The sequence below is a fragment of the Streptomyces sp. NPDC034085 genome (genome assembly GCF_055575555.1).
Genome location: NZ_JBVISL010000002.1, coordinates 883,572 through 899,274 on the forward strand (window position 1 = coordinate 883,572; position 15,703 = coordinate 899,274).

14 protein-coding genes are annotated in these 15,703 nt (G+C 70.9%); 8 read left to right on the forward strand and 6 right to left on the reverse strand.

Annotated features, from left to right (window positions below):
• Positions 1-7: 7 nt before the first annotated feature.
• From ACZ501_RS09480 to ACZ501_RS09490, 3 genes are all read left to right on the forward strand, one after another.
• Positions 8-517: a MarR family winged helix-turn-helix transcriptional regulator gene (locus ACZ501_RS09480; protein WP_361608857.1), complete on the forward strand. Its 510-nt coding sequence runs from the start codon at positions 8-10 to the stop codon at positions 515-517.
• Positions 518-577: 60 nt separating this feature from the next.
• Positions 578-907: a DUF3817 domain-containing protein gene (locus tag ACZ501_RS09485; RefSeq protein WP_361608855.1), complete on the forward strand. Its 330-nt coding sequence runs from the start codon at positions 578-580 to the stop codon at positions 905-907.
• 94 nt (positions 908-1,001) lie between these two features.
• Positions 1,002-2,702: an acyl-CoA mutase large subunit family protein gene (locus ACZ501_RS09490; RefSeq protein WP_361608853.1), complete on the forward strand. Its 1,701-nt coding sequence runs from the start codon at positions 1,002-1,004 to the stop codon at positions 2,700-2,702.
• Positions 2,703-2,808: 106 nt separating this feature from the next.
• On the opposite strand, the gene ACZ501_RS09495 is transcribed toward ACZ501_RS09490, so the two are convergent.
• Positions 2,809-3,447 (reverse strand): TetR/AcrR family transcriptional regulator, encoded by a 639-nt coding sequence (locus ACZ501_RS09495; RefSeq protein WP_361608851.1) that lies wholly within the window; start codon positions 3,445-3,447, stop codon positions 2,809-2,811.
• 230 nt (positions 3,448-3,677) lie between these two features.
• On the opposite strand from ACZ501_RS09495, the gene ACZ501_RS09500 reads away from it, so the two are divergent.
• The 4 genes from ACZ501_RS09500 to ACZ501_RS09515 all read left to right on the forward strand — a co-directional run bounded on the left by ACZ501_RS09500 (position 3,678) and on the right by ACZ501_RS09515 (position 7,842).
• The gene (locus ACZ501_RS09500) at positions 3,678-4,670 is read left to right on the forward strand and encodes a tetratricopeptide repeat protein (protein WP_361608849.1); all 993 of its coding nucleotides are present in this window, start codon (positions 3,678-3,680) and stop codon (positions 4,668-4,670) included.
• A gap of 583 nt (positions 4,671-5,253) precedes the next feature.
• Positions 5,254-5,898, forward strand: coding sequence for a DUF6230 family protein (locus ACZ501_RS09505; protein WP_361608847.1), 645 nt, complete (start codon positions 5,254-5,256; stop codon positions 5,896-5,898).
• A 107-nt stretch (positions 5,899-6,005) separates the two neighbouring features.
• Complete coding sequence (locus tag ACZ501_RS09510) at positions 6,006-6,551, forward strand: DUF6114 domain-containing protein (protein WP_361608845.1); 546 nt, start codon at positions 6,006-6,008, stop codon at positions 6,549-6,551.
• Complete coding sequence (locus ACZ501_RS09515; RefSeq protein ID WP_468793625.1) at positions 6,541-7,842, forward strand: hypothetical protein; 1,302 nt, start codon at positions 6,541-6,543, stop codon at positions 7,840-7,842. The genes ACZ501_RS09510 and ACZ501_RS09515 overlap by 11 nt, the downstream gene beginning before the upstream one ends.
• Positions 7,843-7,912: 70 nt before the next feature.
• Here the strand turns inward: ACZ501_RS09515 and ACZ501_RS09520 are convergent, their stop codons facing one another.
• The 4 genes from ACZ501_RS09520 to pta form a co-directional block, all read right to left on the reverse strand.
• Entirely contained in the window at positions 7,913-8,272 is a 360-nt protein-coding gene (locus ACZ501_RS09520) for a hypothetical protein (RefSeq protein ID WP_468793628.1), read from the reverse strand.
• A gap of 258 nt (positions 8,273-8,530) precedes the next feature.
• Positions 8,531-9,964, reverse strand: coding sequence for a pyruvate kinase (gene pyk, locus ACZ501_RS09525; RefSeq protein ID WP_361605669.1), 1,434 nt, complete (start codon positions 9,962-9,964; stop codon positions 8,531-8,533).
• Between the two features lie 61 nt (positions 9,965-10,025).
• Complete coding sequence (locus ACZ501_RS09530) at positions 10,026-11,240, reverse strand: acetate kinase (RefSeq protein ID WP_361605666.1); 1,215 nt, start codon at positions 11,238-11,240, stop codon at positions 10,026-10,028.
• Between the two features lie 31 nt (positions 11,241-11,271).
• Positions 11,272-13,359, reverse strand: a complete 2,088-nt coding sequence (gene pta, locus ACZ501_RS09535; protein ID WP_468793632.1) for a phosphate acetyltransferase — start codon at positions 13,357-13,359, stop codon at positions 11,272-11,274.
• A 270-nt stretch (positions 13,360-13,629) separates the two neighbouring features.
• On the opposite strand from pta, the gene ACZ501_RS09540 reads away from it, so the two are divergent.
• The gene (locus ACZ501_RS09540) at positions 13,630-14,655 is read left to right on the forward strand and encodes an ATP-dependent 6-phosphofructokinase (protein ID WP_468793634.1); all 1,026 of its coding nucleotides are present in this window, start codon (positions 13,630-13,632) and stop codon (positions 14,653-14,655) included.
• A gap of 29 nt (positions 14,656-14,684) precedes the next feature.
• Here the strand turns inward: ACZ501_RS09540 and ACZ501_RS09545 are convergent, their stop codons facing one another.
• Positions 14,685-15,377 carry a helix-turn-helix domain-containing protein gene (locus tag ACZ501_RS09545; RefSeq protein ID WP_361605657.1) on the reverse strand — a complete coding sequence of 231 codons (693 nt, stop codon included), beginning with the start codon at positions 15,375-15,377 and terminating at the stop codon, positions 14,685-14,687.
• Between the last annotated feature and the right edge of the window lie 326 nt (positions 15,378-15,703).

Consider the following 15,703-nt stretch of genomic DNA (forward strand, 5'->3'; position numbering starts at 1 on the left):
CTGGTGGGTGCCCAAACCGCTCAGCCTCCCCTTCGACCCCATCGCCCGCGCCGACGAACTCTGGCGGCAGCGCTGGGGCCCGGTGCCGTCCATGGCGGCGATCACCTCCATCATGCGCGCGCACCAGATCCTGCTGGCGGGGGTCGACGCGGTGGTCAAGCCGTACGGGCTGACCTTCGCGCGCTACGAGGCGCTGGTGCTGCTCACCTTCTCCCAGGCGGGCGAGCTGCCGATGTCGAAGATCGGCGAGCGCCTGATGGTGCACCCGACCTCGGTGACGAACACCGTGGACCGGCTGGTGAAGTCAGGCCTCGTGGACAAGCGCCCCAACCCGCAGGACGGCCGCGGCACGCTCGCGTCCATCACGGCGAAGGGCCGCGAGGTCGTCGAGGCGGCAACGAAGGACCTGATGGCGGTCGACTTCGGCCTCGGGGTGTACGACGCCGAGGAGTGCGCGGAGATCTTCGCGCTGCTGCGCCCGCTGCGGGTGGCGGCGGCCGACTTCCAGGAGGGCTGAGCCGCCCGCGAGCCGGGGCCGCGTCAAGATCGCGCAAAACGGACGGTTAGGCTCGACGCCATGAAACGAAGCGTGCTGACCCGCTACCGCGTCATGGCCTACGTGACCGCGGTCATGCTCCTGATCCTCTGCGCCTGCATGGTGGCGAAGTACGGCTTCGACACCGGCGCCGGCCTGACCCTCGCGGTCTCGCAGGTCCACGGCGTGCTCTTCATGATCTACCTGGTCTTCGCCTTCGACCTGGGCTCCAAGGCCAAGTGGCCCTTCGGCAAGCTGCTGTGGGTGCTGGTGTCGGGCACCATCCCGCTGGCCGCCTTCTTCGTCGAGCGCGGTGTCCGCGCCGAGGTCGAGCCCCTCGTCGCCGACGGTCTGGCGACCGCGAAGGCCTGAGGCGGCCCCCGGGTCGTTGCCGTCAAACCCCCGGAGAGACTCTCCGGGGGTTTGCCATCGACATTTACTAGGACGTCCTAGTAAATTCATGGGTATGGACGCTGACGCCATCGAGGAGGGCCGCCGCCGCTGGCAGGCCCGGTATGACAAGGCCCGCAAGCGCGAGGCCGATTTCACGACGCTCTCCGGAGATGACGTCGACCCCGTCTACGGGCCCCGGCCCGGTGACTCGTACGAGGGGTTCGAGCGCATCGGCTGGCCCGGGGAGTACCCCTTCACCCGCGGTCTGCACGCCACCGGCTACCGCGGCCGGACCTGGACCATCCGGCAGTTCGCCGGCTTCGGCAACGCCGAGCAGACCAACGAGCGCTACAAGATGATCCTGGCCGCCGGCGGCGGCGGGCTCTCCGTCGCCTTCGACATGCCGACCCTGATGGGCCGCGACTCCGACGACCCGCGCTCGCTCGGCGAGGTCGGCCACTGCGGCGTCGCCATAGACTCCGCCGCCGACATGGAGGTCCTCTTCAAGGACATCCCGCTGGGCGACGTCACGACCTCGATGACCATCAGCGGGCCCGCCGTACCCGCCTTCTGCATGTACCTGGTCGCCGCCGAGCGCCAGGGTGTCGACCCGGCCGTGCTCAACGGCACGCTCCAGACCGACATCTTCAAGGAGTACATCGCCCAGAAGGAGTGGCTCTTCGAACCCGAGCCGCACCTGCGCCTCATCGGCGACCTCATGGAGTACTGCGCGAACGGCATCCCCGCCTACAAGCCGCTCTCCGTCTCCGGCTACCACATCCGCGAGGCCGGGGCGACGGCCGCGCAGGAGCTCGCCTACACCCTCGCCGACGGCTTCGGCTACGTGGAACTCGGACTCTCCCGCGGCCTGGACGTGGACCACTTCGCCTCCGGCCTCTCCTTCTTCTTCGACGCGCACCTCGACTTCTTCGAGGAGATCGCCAAGTTCCGCGCCGCCCGCCGCATCTGGGCCCGCTGGATGAAGGAGGTCTACGGGGCCACGTCGGACAAGGCCATGTGGCTGCGCTTCCACACCCAGACCGCCGGTGTCTCCCTCACCGCGCAGCAGCCCTACAACAACGTCGTGCGCACCGCCGTGGAGGCCCTCGCGGCCGTCCTCGGCGGCACCAACTCCCTGCACACCAACGCCCTCGACGAGACCCTCGCGCTGCCCAGCGAGCAGGCCGCCGAGATCGCGCTGCGCACGCAGCAGGTGCTGATGGAGGAGACCGGCGTGGCCAACGTGGCCGACCCGCTGGGCGGTTCCTGGTACGTCGAGCAGCTCACCGACCGCATCGAGGCCGACGCCGAGAAGATCTTCGAGCAGATCAGGGAGCGCGGCCTGCGCGCCCACCCGGACGGTCAGCACCCCATCGGGCCGATCACGTCCGGCATCCTGCGCGGCATCGAGGACGGCTGGTTCACCGGGGAGATCGCCGAGTCGGCCTTCCAGTACCAGCGCTCCCTGGAGAAGGGCGACAAGCGGGTCGTCGGCGTCAACGTCCACCACGGCTCCGTCACCGGCGACCTGGAGATCCTGCGGGTCAGCCACGAGGTGGAGCGCGAGCAGGTCCGCGCCCTCGCCGCGCGCAAGGAGCGCCGCGACGACGCCAAGGTGACGGCCGCGCTGAAGTCGATGCTGGAGGCCGCCCGGGACGGGTCGAACATGATCCCGGCCATGCTGGACGCGGTACGGGCCGAGGCCACGCTCGGCGAGATCTGCAACGTCCTGCGCGACGAGTGGGGCGTCTACACCGAGCCCGCCGGCTTCTAGCCCGGCCGGAGGTATGGAACGGCCGGTCGTGCTCCCCGTCCAACCGGGGGGCGCGACCGGCCGATCCGTATCCGCAAGCCGTACCCCAAGCCTTGCCGAGGGCCCGTCAGGTACGGGCCACGCCCTGGAGGCCGTGCATCAGCAGGGCGGTGAAGGCGGCCGCCCACGGTTCGTCCACCGGCTCGCAGCTCACCAGCGCCCGGTGCACCACCGTCCCCGCGATCACGTCGAAGATGAGGTCCGTGGTGCGGCCGGCCAGGGACGCGTCCTCCTCGTCCGGGAGTTCGCCCCGGGCCTGGGCCCGCTCGCGCCCCAGTACGACGAGACGTTTCTGCCGGTCCACGATCGCCGACCGGATCCGGTCGCGCAGCGCCTCGTCCCGGGTGGATTCCGCCACCACCGCCATCAGGGCGGTACGGGCCTCGGGCCGCCGCAGCAGCTGCGCGAACTGGAGCACCACGTCCTCGACGTCGGCTTCCAGCGAGCCCCGGTCCGGGAGTTCCAGCTCGTCGAACAGCTCCGCGACGGCGTCCACGACGAGCTCGTTCTTCCCCGCCCAGCGCCGGTAGAGGGTGGTCTTCGCGACCCCGGCCCGCGCCGAGACGTCCCCCATCGTCAGCTTCGACCAGCCCAGCTCCACCAGCGCGTCCCGGGTCGCCGCGAGGATCGCGGCGTCCGCAGCCGCGCTGCGGGGGCGGCCGGTGCGGCCGGTCGGGGAGCTGGTTCCGGGGCTGGGGTTGCGCATGGCCGAGACCATACCCGCCGGTAGGGGAAATGCCGGGGGGCCGTCCACTGTGGTTCAGATCACGAGGCACCCGGGCTCCGGGCGAGTTACGCTACGGCTCGTAGCGTAAGAGCGACAACCACGCGAAGCTACTGGCGCCAGGTGGGGACCCGGCGCCGAACGACGCACAACGCAGGACGATCTTTCGGGATCCTTTTCGCCGGCGCGCGCACACGGGGGAGGATGTACGCATGCAGCCCAGAAACATGTCCATGAGCGGCGTGGTCGACCTCGCCGCTGTGAAGGCGGCCGGCGAGGCCAAGGCCAAGGCGGAGCAGGCGCGCAGGGACGCGGCCCGGCAGGCCGACGGCGGCGCGGGCAGCGCGCCCGGCGGCGCCGTGGCGCCCTCCGCCCTCGTCTTCGACGTAGCCGAGGCCGGCTTCGAGCGCGATGTGATCCACCTGTCCAACGAGGTCCCGGTCGTCCTCGACTTCTGGGCCGAGTGGTGCGAGCCCTGCAAGCAGCTCGGCCCGCTGCTGGAGCGCCTCGCCGTCGAGGCGAACGGCCGCTTCGTGCTGGCGAAGATCGACGTCGACGCCAACCAGATGCTGATGCAGCAGTTCGGCATCCAGGGCATCCCGGCCGTCTTCGCCGTGGTCGCCGGCCAGGTACTGCCCCTGTTCCAGGGCGTGGCGCCCGAGCAGCAGATCCGCGAGACCCTCGCCCAGCTGGTCCAGGTCGCCGAGGAGCGCTTCGGCCTCACCGGCCTCCAGGTCGACCCCGCCGCCGCGGGCGCCCCGGCGGCCCCCGCCGAGGTGCCGGCCGGTCCGTACGACGCACTGCTGGAGGCGGCGGTCGTCGCGCTGGACGCGGGTGACCTGGGCGGCGCCGTGCAGGCGTACAAGAACGTACTGGCGGACGACCCGGCCAACAGCGAGGCCAAGCTGGGCCTGGCCCAGGCCGAGCTGCTCAGCCGGGTGCAGCACCTGGACCCGCAGGCGGTGCGCGCCGAGGCCGCCGCGAACCCGAAGGACCCGGCGGCGCAGATGGCCGCGGCCGACCTGGACCTGGCCGGCGGCCACGTCGCCGACGCCTTCGCGCGCCTGGTGGACACCGTACGGGTGACCTTCGGTGAGGAGCGGGACTCCGTACGGGTCCGGCTGCTGGAGCTGTTCGAGGTGATCGGGGCGGACGACCCCCGCGTCTCGGCGGCGCGTACGGCGCTGGCGCGGGTGCTCTTCTAGCCGGAAGCCCCTGCCGGTCGCGGCGTACCGGCGATTTGTTGACACGGAGATAAACAGCGGCCGCGCTTTGCCAAAACTTGGCAATCGCGGCCGCTGTTACTCCGAGTAAATCGAACCCCGTGAACTGTCCGGTTGGTTCGCTCTCATCCCTTCTGTCGTGGCCCAGGGTCACACCCTGTGTGGCCGCGCGACGGCAGCCGGCAAGGTACCGGTTATCCAGCCGTTACCCGCCAGTAACGACCCCCCTTGTGCCCCGGCCGGGAATGGACCACGATCGGCGACGCTCGGTCCTTCCCGCAGAGCCGCTCACCCGGAACCGCGGCGGAGGGTCCCCACCGGGCCGGCCGGTGACAGTGGCACCGGCCGTGGACAGGGGGGTCTCTGCCACACCGGCAGGGCCTGTCCTCCAGGTTGCGCGAACGCGTGGCCCAGTGGTTGTCGCTCGGGGGTGAACGCCGGTGTATCGGACGCGGCCGCGCCGCGGCTCGGCCGCCTGCGCTTCTTCCCGAGGACGTAGCACTTCTCCCATCCCAGGACGGGCACGGCCCGGACCGGAGATGTACGTCCGAGAAGGAGGAACAAGATGAGTTCTCAGGTTCGTGGCGGAACCAGATGGAAGCGCTTCGCGCTCGTCATGGTGCCGAGCATCGCGGCCACCGCCGCGGTCGGTGTGGGTCTGGCGCAGGGTGCCCTGGCGGCGTCCTTCAGCGTGTCGGGCCAGGACTTCAAGGTGTCGGCCGACTCGCTCGTCGGTGACAATCTGATCCAGTACGGCAGCATCGCCGAAGGCGCGACGCTGGGTAGCGACAAGAAGACCAAGCACCCGGTCACGATCTCCGGCTTCAGCCGCGCCGAGATCACCAACATGTGCCAGTCGCTGGTGACCCCGGTGCCCGGTCTCGGCGCCATCACCCTGCAGCTGCACACGGGCAACAAGGGCAAGCCGGCCGTCGCGGAGAACATCTACCTCGACGTTGCCGAGCTCGACGCGGACGCCAAGTTCGAGCAGCTCGACATCGGTGTCGCGGTGGGCGACGGCAGCCACGCCACCAAGCCGGTTCCGGGCACGGTGGCGGACGGCGGTCTCTTCTCGCAGCGGGCCAAGAAGGCGACGCTGACGAACGTCCGCCAGAAGGCGTGGGCGACGACGGCGGGCACCTTCACGCTGCCGGACCTCAAGCTGCGCCTGCTCAGCGGCGACCAGCCGTGCTACCAGGACGAGAAGTGATTCCGTCCCGTGTGTGACTGACCGGGCGGGCGGGCGGCACAGCAGCCGGACGCCCGTCCGGGCTCCACAGAGTTCTCCGTACCACCGTTTCCAGGGAGCTGTTGTCCATGAACCCCGAGGCCCCGGTCCACGCCGCGGACGATCACTGGCTCACTGTCATGCGCCTCCGCTTCCGTGCCTGGCGTGGGGCCCGTCCTTTCTGGGCAGGTCTGTTCACGCTCCTCGGCGGAGTGCCGATCATCTACTTCCCGTTCGCGGACATCCGGCTGGCCAACGTCTCCCTCGCGATGGCGACGACGTCCGGCTCCGTCTCCCTGATCCTCGGCGTCCTGCTGATCACCCTGGGCATCACCCTCTGGTTCCAGCAGGGCATCCGCGTCTTCGCGGGCGTCGCCGCGATCCTCCTGGCCCTGGTGTCGATCCCGAAGTCCAACCTCGGCGGCTTCTTCATCGGCTTCCTCACCGCCATGGTCGGCGGATGCCTCGCCCTGGCCTGGGCGCCGGGAGCCCCGGACGAGGAAGAGCCGGCGGAGGCGGAGAGGGCGCAGCCCGTGGACCCGTTCTACGGCATCCCCGGACCCCGTGAGACGGAAGCGGCGTACGCGACCGAGACGAATGCCCACGCCGATGGCGGGAGGAACAGTGCCGGGTGACGAGACGCACCGGGGCGTGGCCCCCGGCGCGGAGCCCCGTGAGAGAAGGGGCCCGCGCCATGCGGCGCCCAGGAAATCACTGCTGAACAAGCTCCAGATACCCGTCGGCAAGACGATGGCGCTCGCGGCGATGCCGACGGCGGTCTTCGTCGGGATGGGCATCGCCCCGAAGATGGCGCTCGCCGACGACAAGGACATCCCCTTCGCTCCCGGCCCGTGCGTGACCCGGTCCGACGAGCCCACCCAGTCGGCCTCACCGTCGCCGTCCACGTCCACGTCCGCGTCGCCCTCGCCGTCGGCCTCCGCCTCGCCCGGTGCGAGCCCTTCCCCGGGTGCGAGCAAGGCCCCGAAGCCGTCGGCGAGCCCGTCGGCCAAGCAGCCCGAGGTCCCGAAGACGCCGAAGCAGCCGTCGACGAGCCCGACCCCGACCGCGCCGTCCACGTCGGCCACGCCCGCCAAGCCGGCCAACCCGCTGGACCCGCTGGGTGTCGGCGACGCCCTCCAGGGCCTCGTGGACAGCCTCGGCAGGCCCCTCCAGGAAGCGCAGAAGCCGGCCACCCCGGCGCCCGCGCCCACCACGTCCGCCAAGCCCACCCCGGCCAAGGACCCTGCCGCCGACGCCATCCGCGACGCGGCGAAGAAGGCCGGCGTGAAGGTCGAGGAGCTACCGCAGAGCGTCAAGGACACGGTCACCAAGCCGAAGGACGAGACGGGTAAGGCGGTCAAGGACGGGGAGAAGGACGGCGCCTCGCCCAGCCCTTCCCCCTCGACGTCGGCGACGACGGACCCGGACGGGAAGCAGCCCTTCCCCTGCCCGACCTTCGACGCCGAGGCCTTCGCCAACGCCAAGCTGGAGCCCGGCATCCCGCTCCTGCCGGACGAGCCCTGGTACCTGGACAGCTCGCTGCTGACCCTCTACGGCCTCGACTACGAGGGCATCGTCGAGGTGAAGACGGCGGGCGGCAAGGTCAAGAAGGTCCTGAAGTTCACGGCGGACTCGCTGGACATCAAGGACCTCTACCAGACCGTCGGCAAGGGCCCCAACATCGCCCACCTCAAGTCGCGCCCGGGCTCCACGTCCAAGATCCGCGACGCCAAGGTGACGATGTACACGGAGAGCCTCAAGGGCAACCTCTTCGGGCTCATCCCGATCGAGTTCACCCCGAACACCCCGCCGCCCCTGAACGTCCCCTTCGCGTTCTTCACGAACGTCAAGGTCGTCCAGGCCGGCCAGTTCGGCGGCAACCTCACGGTCCCGGGCCTGAAGAACTACATCGGCCCGGCGGAGTAGCAGCCGACCCGGACGTGCCGGTGGCCCGCACCCCCTCAGGGGTGCGGGCCACCGTGCGTTCTGCGCAGGGCTAGGAAGCCGCCGCCGGTCCGGCGGGCGGGTCCAGGAGGTCTGCCTTCTCCTGGAGCTCCTCGGCGATGTCGTCCCAGTCGGGGCCGAAGGCGAGGAGGTCGTCGGCGGCTTCGCGCAGCACCGCCGCGTCGTCCGGACGCTGCAGACAGACGATCCGGTAGGCCAGGTTGCGGGCCCACGGCGGCAGGCCGATGAAGTTCTCGGCCTTCAGCGTGCGCAGCATCGAGAGGATCTCATCCGGATCCGCGTAGATGATCGTTTCCACGTACTCGAACTCGGCGAGGCCGAACTGCTCCGGCGTCGCGTCCACCCGGTTCTCCGGGACGACCGCGCGCCCGAGTGTGATCAGGTCCTGCACCGGGATTCCTCGCTCGCTTCGTAGGGGGCTCGCAGGATTCGGGGAGTGTGCCGCGTCCGGCGGGCCGGCCGACCAGTCCACGGCCGGGTGCGCACCCCCGGTCGCTCCCCCCGAGGGTTTCACGGCCGGGCGGCCGTCGGTAGTGAGTTTTGGTCGGAGCCACCGGGTGGCAGGCAAAGCACCGAGGGCGGCACCCCGGGGGTCCGGGGTGCCGCCCTCGGTCTCTGTGCGGCAGAGTCAGGCGGTCGGCGTGGGGGCTCAGGCGCCCGCGGCCGTGTCGCCGAGGTGGTGGACGCGGACCATGTTGGTCGTGCCCGGGACGCCGGGGGGCGAGCCGGCCGTGATGACCATGGTGTCGCCCGGGTTGAAGCGCTGGAGCTTGAGCACCTCGCCGTCCACCAGGTCGACCATCGCGTCGGTGGTGTCCACGTGCGGGACGATCGCCGACTCGACGCCCCAGCTCAGCGTGAGCTGGTTGCGGGTGTTGACGTCCGTGGTGAAGGCCAGGATCGGCTGCTGGGCGCGGTAGCGCGACAGGCGGCGGGCCGTGTCACCGGACTGGGTGAAGGCGACCAGGGCCTTGCCGTCCAGGAAGTCCGCGATCTCGCAGGCCGCGCGGGCGACGGAGCCGCCCTGGGTACGCGGCTTCTTGCCCGGGACCAGCGGCTGGAGGCCCTTGGCGAGGAGCTCCTCCTCGGCCGCCGTGACGATCTTCGACATCGTCTTGACGGTCTCGATCGGGTAGGCGCCCACCGAGGACTCGGCGGACAGCATGACCGCGTCGGCGCCGTCGAGGATGGCGTTGGCGACGTCGGAGGCCTCCGCGCGGGTCGGGCGGGAGTTGGTGATCATCGACTCCATCATCTGGGTCGCGACGATCACCGGCTTGGCGTTGCGGCGGCACATCTCGATGAGCCGCTTCTGGACCATCGGGACCTTTTCGAGCGGGTACTCGACGGCCAGGTCGCCGCGGGCCACCATGACCGCGTCGAAGGCCGCGACGACGGCCTCCATGTTCTCGACGGCCTGGGGCTTCTCCACCTTGGCGATGACGGGGACCCGGCGGCCCTCCTCGTCCATGACGCGGTGGACGTCCTTGACGTCGCTGGCGTCGCGGACGAAGGAGAGGGCGACCATGTCGCAGCCCATCCGCAGGGCGAAGCGCAGGTCGTCGACGTCCTTCTCGGAGAGGGCGGGGACGTTGACGGCGGCACCGGGCAGGTTGATGCCCTTGTGGTCGGAGATCACACCGCCCTCGATGACGATGGTCCTGACCCGCGGGCCTTCGACCTCGGTCACCCGCAGTTCGACGTTGCCGTCGTTGATCAGGATCTGGTCACCCTTGGCGACGTCGCCCGGGAGGCCCTTGTAGGTGGTGCCGCAGATGGACTTGTCGCCCGGGACGTCCTCGGTGGTGATGGTGAACTCGTCCCCGCGCACCAGCTCGACGGGGCCCTCGGCGAAGGTCTCGAGACGGATCTTGGGGCCCTGGAGGTCGGCGAGGACGCCGACCGCGCGCCCGGTGTCCTCGGAGACCTTCCGGACGCGGTCGTACCGCTCCTGGTGTTCTGCCTGGGACCCGTGGCTGAAGTTGAATCGGGCCACGTTCATACCTGCCTCGATGAGCGCTTTCAGCTGCTCATACGAGTCGACGGCGGGGCCCAGCGTGCAGACGATTTTGGAACGGCGCATGACCGGATCCTATCCGTTTGTTTCGTAGCGGAATATTCCGTCTGGCGGAAAGTCCAAGTGACTACTGGGTAACCAACGCGTACGCCTGGGAGGCGATCTCCAGTTCCTCATCGGTCGGCACCACGGCCACGGCCACCCGCGCGTGGTCCGGGGAGATCAGCCGGGGCTCCGGGGAGCGGACGGCGTTCGCCTCCGGGTCCAGCGCGAGGCCGAGCTGCTCCAGGCCGCTGATCGCCGCCTCCCGCACGGCGGAGGCGTTCTCGCCGACGCCCGCCGTGAACACCACCGCGTCCACCCGCCCCAGCACCGCCGTGTAGGCACCGATGTACTTCTTCAGCCGGTGGACGTAGGACGCCAGCGCGAGGCCGGCCGCCTCGTCGCCCTCGCCCGCGCGCCGCGTCACCTCGCGCATGTCGTTGTCGCCGCACAGACCCAGCAGACCGCTCTTCTTGTTGAGGAGCGAGTCGATCTCGTCGACGGACAGCCCGGCCACCCGGGCCAGGTGGAAGATGACCGCCGGGTCCAGGTCGCCCGAGCGGGTCCCCATGACCAGGCCCTCCAGCGGGGTCAGGCCCATCGAGGTCTCCACGCAGACCCCGCCCCGCACCGCCGAGGCCGAGGCGCCGTTGCCCAGGTGCAGCACGATCACGTTCACGTCCTCCACCGCCCTGCCCAGCAGGGCGGCCGTCGCCCGTGAGACGTAGGCGTGGGACGTGCCGTGGAAGCCGTACCGCCGGATGGCGTACTTCTCGGCCGTCGCCGCGTCGATCGCGTACCGCGCCACGTGCTCCGGCATCGTGGAGTGGAAGGCGGTGTCGAAGACGGCCACCTGCGGCAGGTCCGCGCGCAGCTCGCGCGCCACCTCGATGCCGGTCACGTTCGCCGGGTTGTGCAGCGGGGCCAGCGGGATCAGGCTGCGGATCTCCGCCAGTACCTCCTCGTCCACCACCGTCGGCTGCGTGAACCGCGTCCCGCCGTGCACCACCCGGTGGCCCACGGCCGCGAGGTCGGGGGAGTCCAGGCCGAGGCCGTCGGCCGCCAGCTCCGCCGCGACCGCCCGCAGGGCGGCCCCGTGGTCCGGGATCGGGCCGAGCCGCTCGCGCCTGCCGCCCCCGGCGCCGGCTCCGGTGAGCGGCTCGTGCACCAGGCGGGAGGTCTCCTCGCCGATGCGCTCCACCAGGCCGACGGCGAGGCGGGAGCGGTCCGCCATGTCCAGCAGCTGGTACTTCACCGACGAGGACCCGGAGTTGAGGACGAGTACGCGCGTTGCGGTCACGATGGGGGATCTTTCCTTCGGGTGGAGGGGTTTACCGGGAGGGGGACTGCGGCTGCGACTGCGCCTGGATCGCGGTGATCGCCACGGTGGTGACGATGTCCTGGACCAGCGCGCCGCGCGAGAGGTCGTTGACCGGCTTGCGCAGGCCCTGGAGCACCGGGCCGACCGCGACGGCGCCCGCCGAACGCTGCACGGCCTTGTACGTGTTGTTGCCCGTGTTCAGGTCGGGGAAGATCAGCACGCTCGCCCGCCCGGCCACCTCGGAGCCCGGCAGCTTGGTCGCGGCCACCGAGGGCTCCACGGCGGCGTCGTACTGGATCGGGCCCTCGACGGCCAGGTCGGGGCGCTGCGCGCGGACGGTCTCGGTGGCCTTGCGGACCTTCTCCACGTCCGCTCCGGAGCCCGAGGTGCCCGTCGAGTACGAGAGCATCGCGATCCGCGGCTCGACCCCGAAGGCCGCCGCGGTGGCCGCCGACTGGACGGCGATGTCGGCGAGCTGCTCGGCGTCGGGATCCGGGTTGACCGCGCAGTCGCCGTAGACCAGGACCCGGTCGGCCAGGCACATGAAGAAGACCGAGGAGACGATGGAGGCCTCCGGCTTGGTCTTGATGATCTCGAAGGCCGGGCGGATGGTGGCGGCGGTGGAGTGCACCGAGCCGGAGACCATGCCGTCGGCCAGGCCCTCCTGGACCATCAGGGTGCCGAAGTAGTTGACGTCGGTGACCACGTCGTGGGCCAGCTCGACGGACATGCCCTTGTGCGCGCGGGCCTTGGCGTAGTACTCGGCGAAACGTTCCCGCAGCGGCGACGTCGCCGGGTCGATCAGCTGCGCGGCCGAGATGTCGACGCCCAGGTCGCCGGCCTTCTTCAGGATCGCCTGCTCCTCGCCCAGCAGCGTCAGGTCGCAGACACCCCTGCGCAGCACCACGTCCGCGGCGCGCAGCACGCGCTCCTCGGTGCCCTCGGGCAGCACCACGCGGCGCCGCTCGGAGCGGGCCCGCTCCAGCAGCTCGTGCTCGAACATCATCGGGGTGACGCGCTCCGAGCGGGCCACCGACAGCAGCCCGCGCAGTTCGGCGGTGTCCACGTGCCGCTCGAAGAGGCCGAGCGCGGTCTCCAGCTTGCGCGGGGTCGCGGAGTTCAACCGGCTCTGCAGCGAGAAGAGTTCGGTGGCGGTCGGGAAGCTGTTGCCGGCCACCGAGACCACCGGGGTGCCGGGGGCGAGCTTCGAGGCCAGGGTGAGGACGTCCTCGGACGGGCGCTCGTTCAGGGTCAGCAGCACCCCGGCGATCGGCGGGGTGCCCGAAGCGTGCGCGGCGAGCGCCCCCACGACCAGGTCGGCGCGGTCGCCGGGCGTGACGACCAGGCAGCCGGGGGTCAGGGCGTTCAGGAAGTTCGGCAGCATCGCGCCGCCGAAGACGAAGTCCACGGCGTCGCGGGCGAGCCCCGCGTCGTCGCCCAGCAGCACCTCGCCGCCGAGCGCCCGGGTGATCTGGGCGACGGTCGGGGCGGAGAGGGACTTGTCGTCCGGCAGCACGTAGCAGGGCACGGGGAGGCGGGCGGCGAGCCGCTCGGCTATGACGTCGCGGTCCTCGGGGGCCACCCGGTTCACGACCATGGCCACGACGTGGCAGCCCAGGCTCTCGTAGGCCCGGTGGGCGCTCTGGGCCTCGGCGCGCACGGCCTCGGCGGGGTGCCTGGTGCCGCCGACGACGGGCACGACGACCGCGCCGAGCTCGTTGGCGAGGCGGGCGTTCAGCGCCAGCTCGTCGGGCAGATTGGTGTCGGCGTAGTCGGTGCCGAGCACGAGCATGACCTCGTAGTCACGGGCCACCCGGTGGTAGCGGTCGACCAGCCGGGAGACCAGCTCGTCGGCGCCCTTCTCGGCCAGGACGGCGGCGGCCTCCTGGTACTCCATCCCGTAGGCCGTGGCGGCGTCCTGCTCGATCCGGTACCGGGCCCTGAGCAGCTCGAAGAGCCGGTCCGGCGCGTCGTGCAGCAGGGGGCGGTACACGCCCACCCGGCCCGTCTGGCGCGTCAGGAGTTCCATGATCCCCAGCTCGACGACCTGCCGGCCGTCTCCCCGCTCGATACCGGTCACGTACACGCTGCGCGTCACGCGTGCTCTCCGTCCCATGCCGTGGATGTCTCATTGATGTGGCTCGACCTCTTGACAATACCTCTGTCAGTGGATAGGGCGCCCCTGGGAATAGGTCCGGCCGGGAGGGGCGAAAGAGCGCGCGGGGCGGTGGCGCCGGACGGCGCACCCCTCCCTGAACGTGGAACAATCGGACAGGCGACATCAATACGCCTTAGATATGTACGGCCGGCCGGCCGCGCGCACCCCCGCGTACGGCCGGAGCCGACCGGGAGCAGGAGACACAGGACGATGCGTATCGGAGTTCTCACCGCAGGCGGCGACTGCCCGGGCCTGAACGCCGTCATCCGGTCGGTCGTACACCGTGCCCTGGTCGGACACGGGGACGAGGTCATCGGCTTCGAGGACGGCTTCAAGGGCCTCCTCGACGGCCACTACCGCCCCCTGGACATCAACGCCGTCAGCGGCATCCTGGCCCGCGGCGGCACGATCCTCGGCTCGGCGCGCATGGAGCGCGCCCGGCTGCACGAAGCCGCGGAGAACGCCCACGAACTGGCGAGGCGTTACGGCATCGACGCGCTCATCCCGATCGGCGGCGAGGGCACCCTGACGGCCGCCCGGATGCTCGCGGACGCCGGGATGCCGGTCGTCGGCGTGCCGAAGACCATCGACAACGACATCTCCTCCACCGACCGCACCTTCGGCTTCGACACCGCCGTCACCGTCGCCACCGAGGCCATAGACCGCCTCAAGACCACCGCCGAGTCGCACCAGCGCGTGATGGTCGTCGAGGTCATGGGCCGCCACGCCGGCTGGATCGCCCTGGAGTCCGGCATGGCCGGCGGCGCCCACGGCATCTGCCTGCCCGAGCGCCCCTTCGAGGTGGACGCCCTGGTGAAGATGGTGGAGGAACGCTTCGCCCGGGGGAAGAAGTTCGCCGTCGTCTGCGTCGCCGAGGGCGCGCACCCGGCCGCGGGCTCCATGCCGTACGAGAAGGGCGCCATCGACCAGTACGGCCACGAGCGCTTCGCCGGCATCGGCAACCGCCTGGCCATCGAGCTGGAGCACCGGCTCGGCAAGGAGGCCCGCCCGGTCATCCTCGGCCACGTCCAGCGCGGCGGTGTGCCGACCGCGTACGACCGTGTCCTGGCCACCCGGTTCGGCTGGCACGCCGTCGAGGCCGTGCACCGCGGGGACTTCGGCAACATGACCGCCCTGTGCGGCACCGACATCGTGATGGCCCCGCTGGCCGCGGCCGTCACCGAGCTGAAGACCGTCCCCGACCACCGCATGTACGAGGCCGAGTCGGTCTTCTGACCGGCCGGGTGCCGCTCGCGCGCGACGTCCTACCCCGCGCCGCCGGCCAGGGCCCAGAAGCGGTCCGTGATCTCCGCGAGGAACTGCCGGCCCGCGTCGCCGGTACTGGCCGAGCCGCCCGCGCCGCCCCAGTTGAGGGTGGCCAGCATCCGCGACTGGTAGTCGTCGTGGAGGAGCCCGAGGACGTGCTCCAGGTGGGCCTTGGGCACCGGCAGCAGCTTGCCCAGCGGCTTCACGTAGGCCTGCCAGCGGGTGGTGACCGCGCTGCGCAGCAGCTCGGCGAGCTCGTCGTGCTTGCCGGTCGCCGTCACGAACTGGGCCAGCGTCAGTCCGAGCACCGAGGCGAGGGCGGCGGACTGCCGCTCGTTGCCCTTCCAGCGCCCGGTGTCCTCCATCTTCCGGTACGCGTTCGCCTCCAGCCCGACGCGGCGGGCCAGGTCCTCTGGGTCCAGGCCGCGGGCGATGCGGTGTTCCCGCAGGGTGACGGGCTCGGCCAGCAGCTCCGCGGGGGAGCACCAGAGCACGCCGGCCAGGGCCGTGAGCTCGGTGGAGGTGGGCGACTGCTCGCCCCGCTCCCAGGCCATCACGGTCTCCGGTGCGACGAGCAGTCCGTACTGGGCCCGCAGGCCGTAGGCGACATGGCCGGGAGCCATGCCCAGGGCCGCGCGCAGGCGGCGTGCGGCGGGGGCGTTGAAAGGGGGGCTGGAGTGCACAGGGCACACGGTAGGAGTGGCCAAGGAGTGACGGCTACAGACTATTCAAACAAGCCGATAACTCGTAGGAAAGTCCTATGGAGTTCATGACTTTGGGCGGTTTTCCCGGCGACTGTCCGGTAATCGGATCATGGGAAGATCCATTTACAGCGTACGGATTCAGCCACTCCATTTCAGGTGACCCGGCAAGCCCGTCGAGTGATCCCGGTCACAGCACCTGAACCGGCCGTCCCTCCCGTCCGTGATCCATATCGGGGCCCTCGCATACGGGGGTGGCGAGGGCCCCCCAGGCCGGGGCCCCGGCACCGCGGGAACGCCTCCCGCGCCCCTCTTCC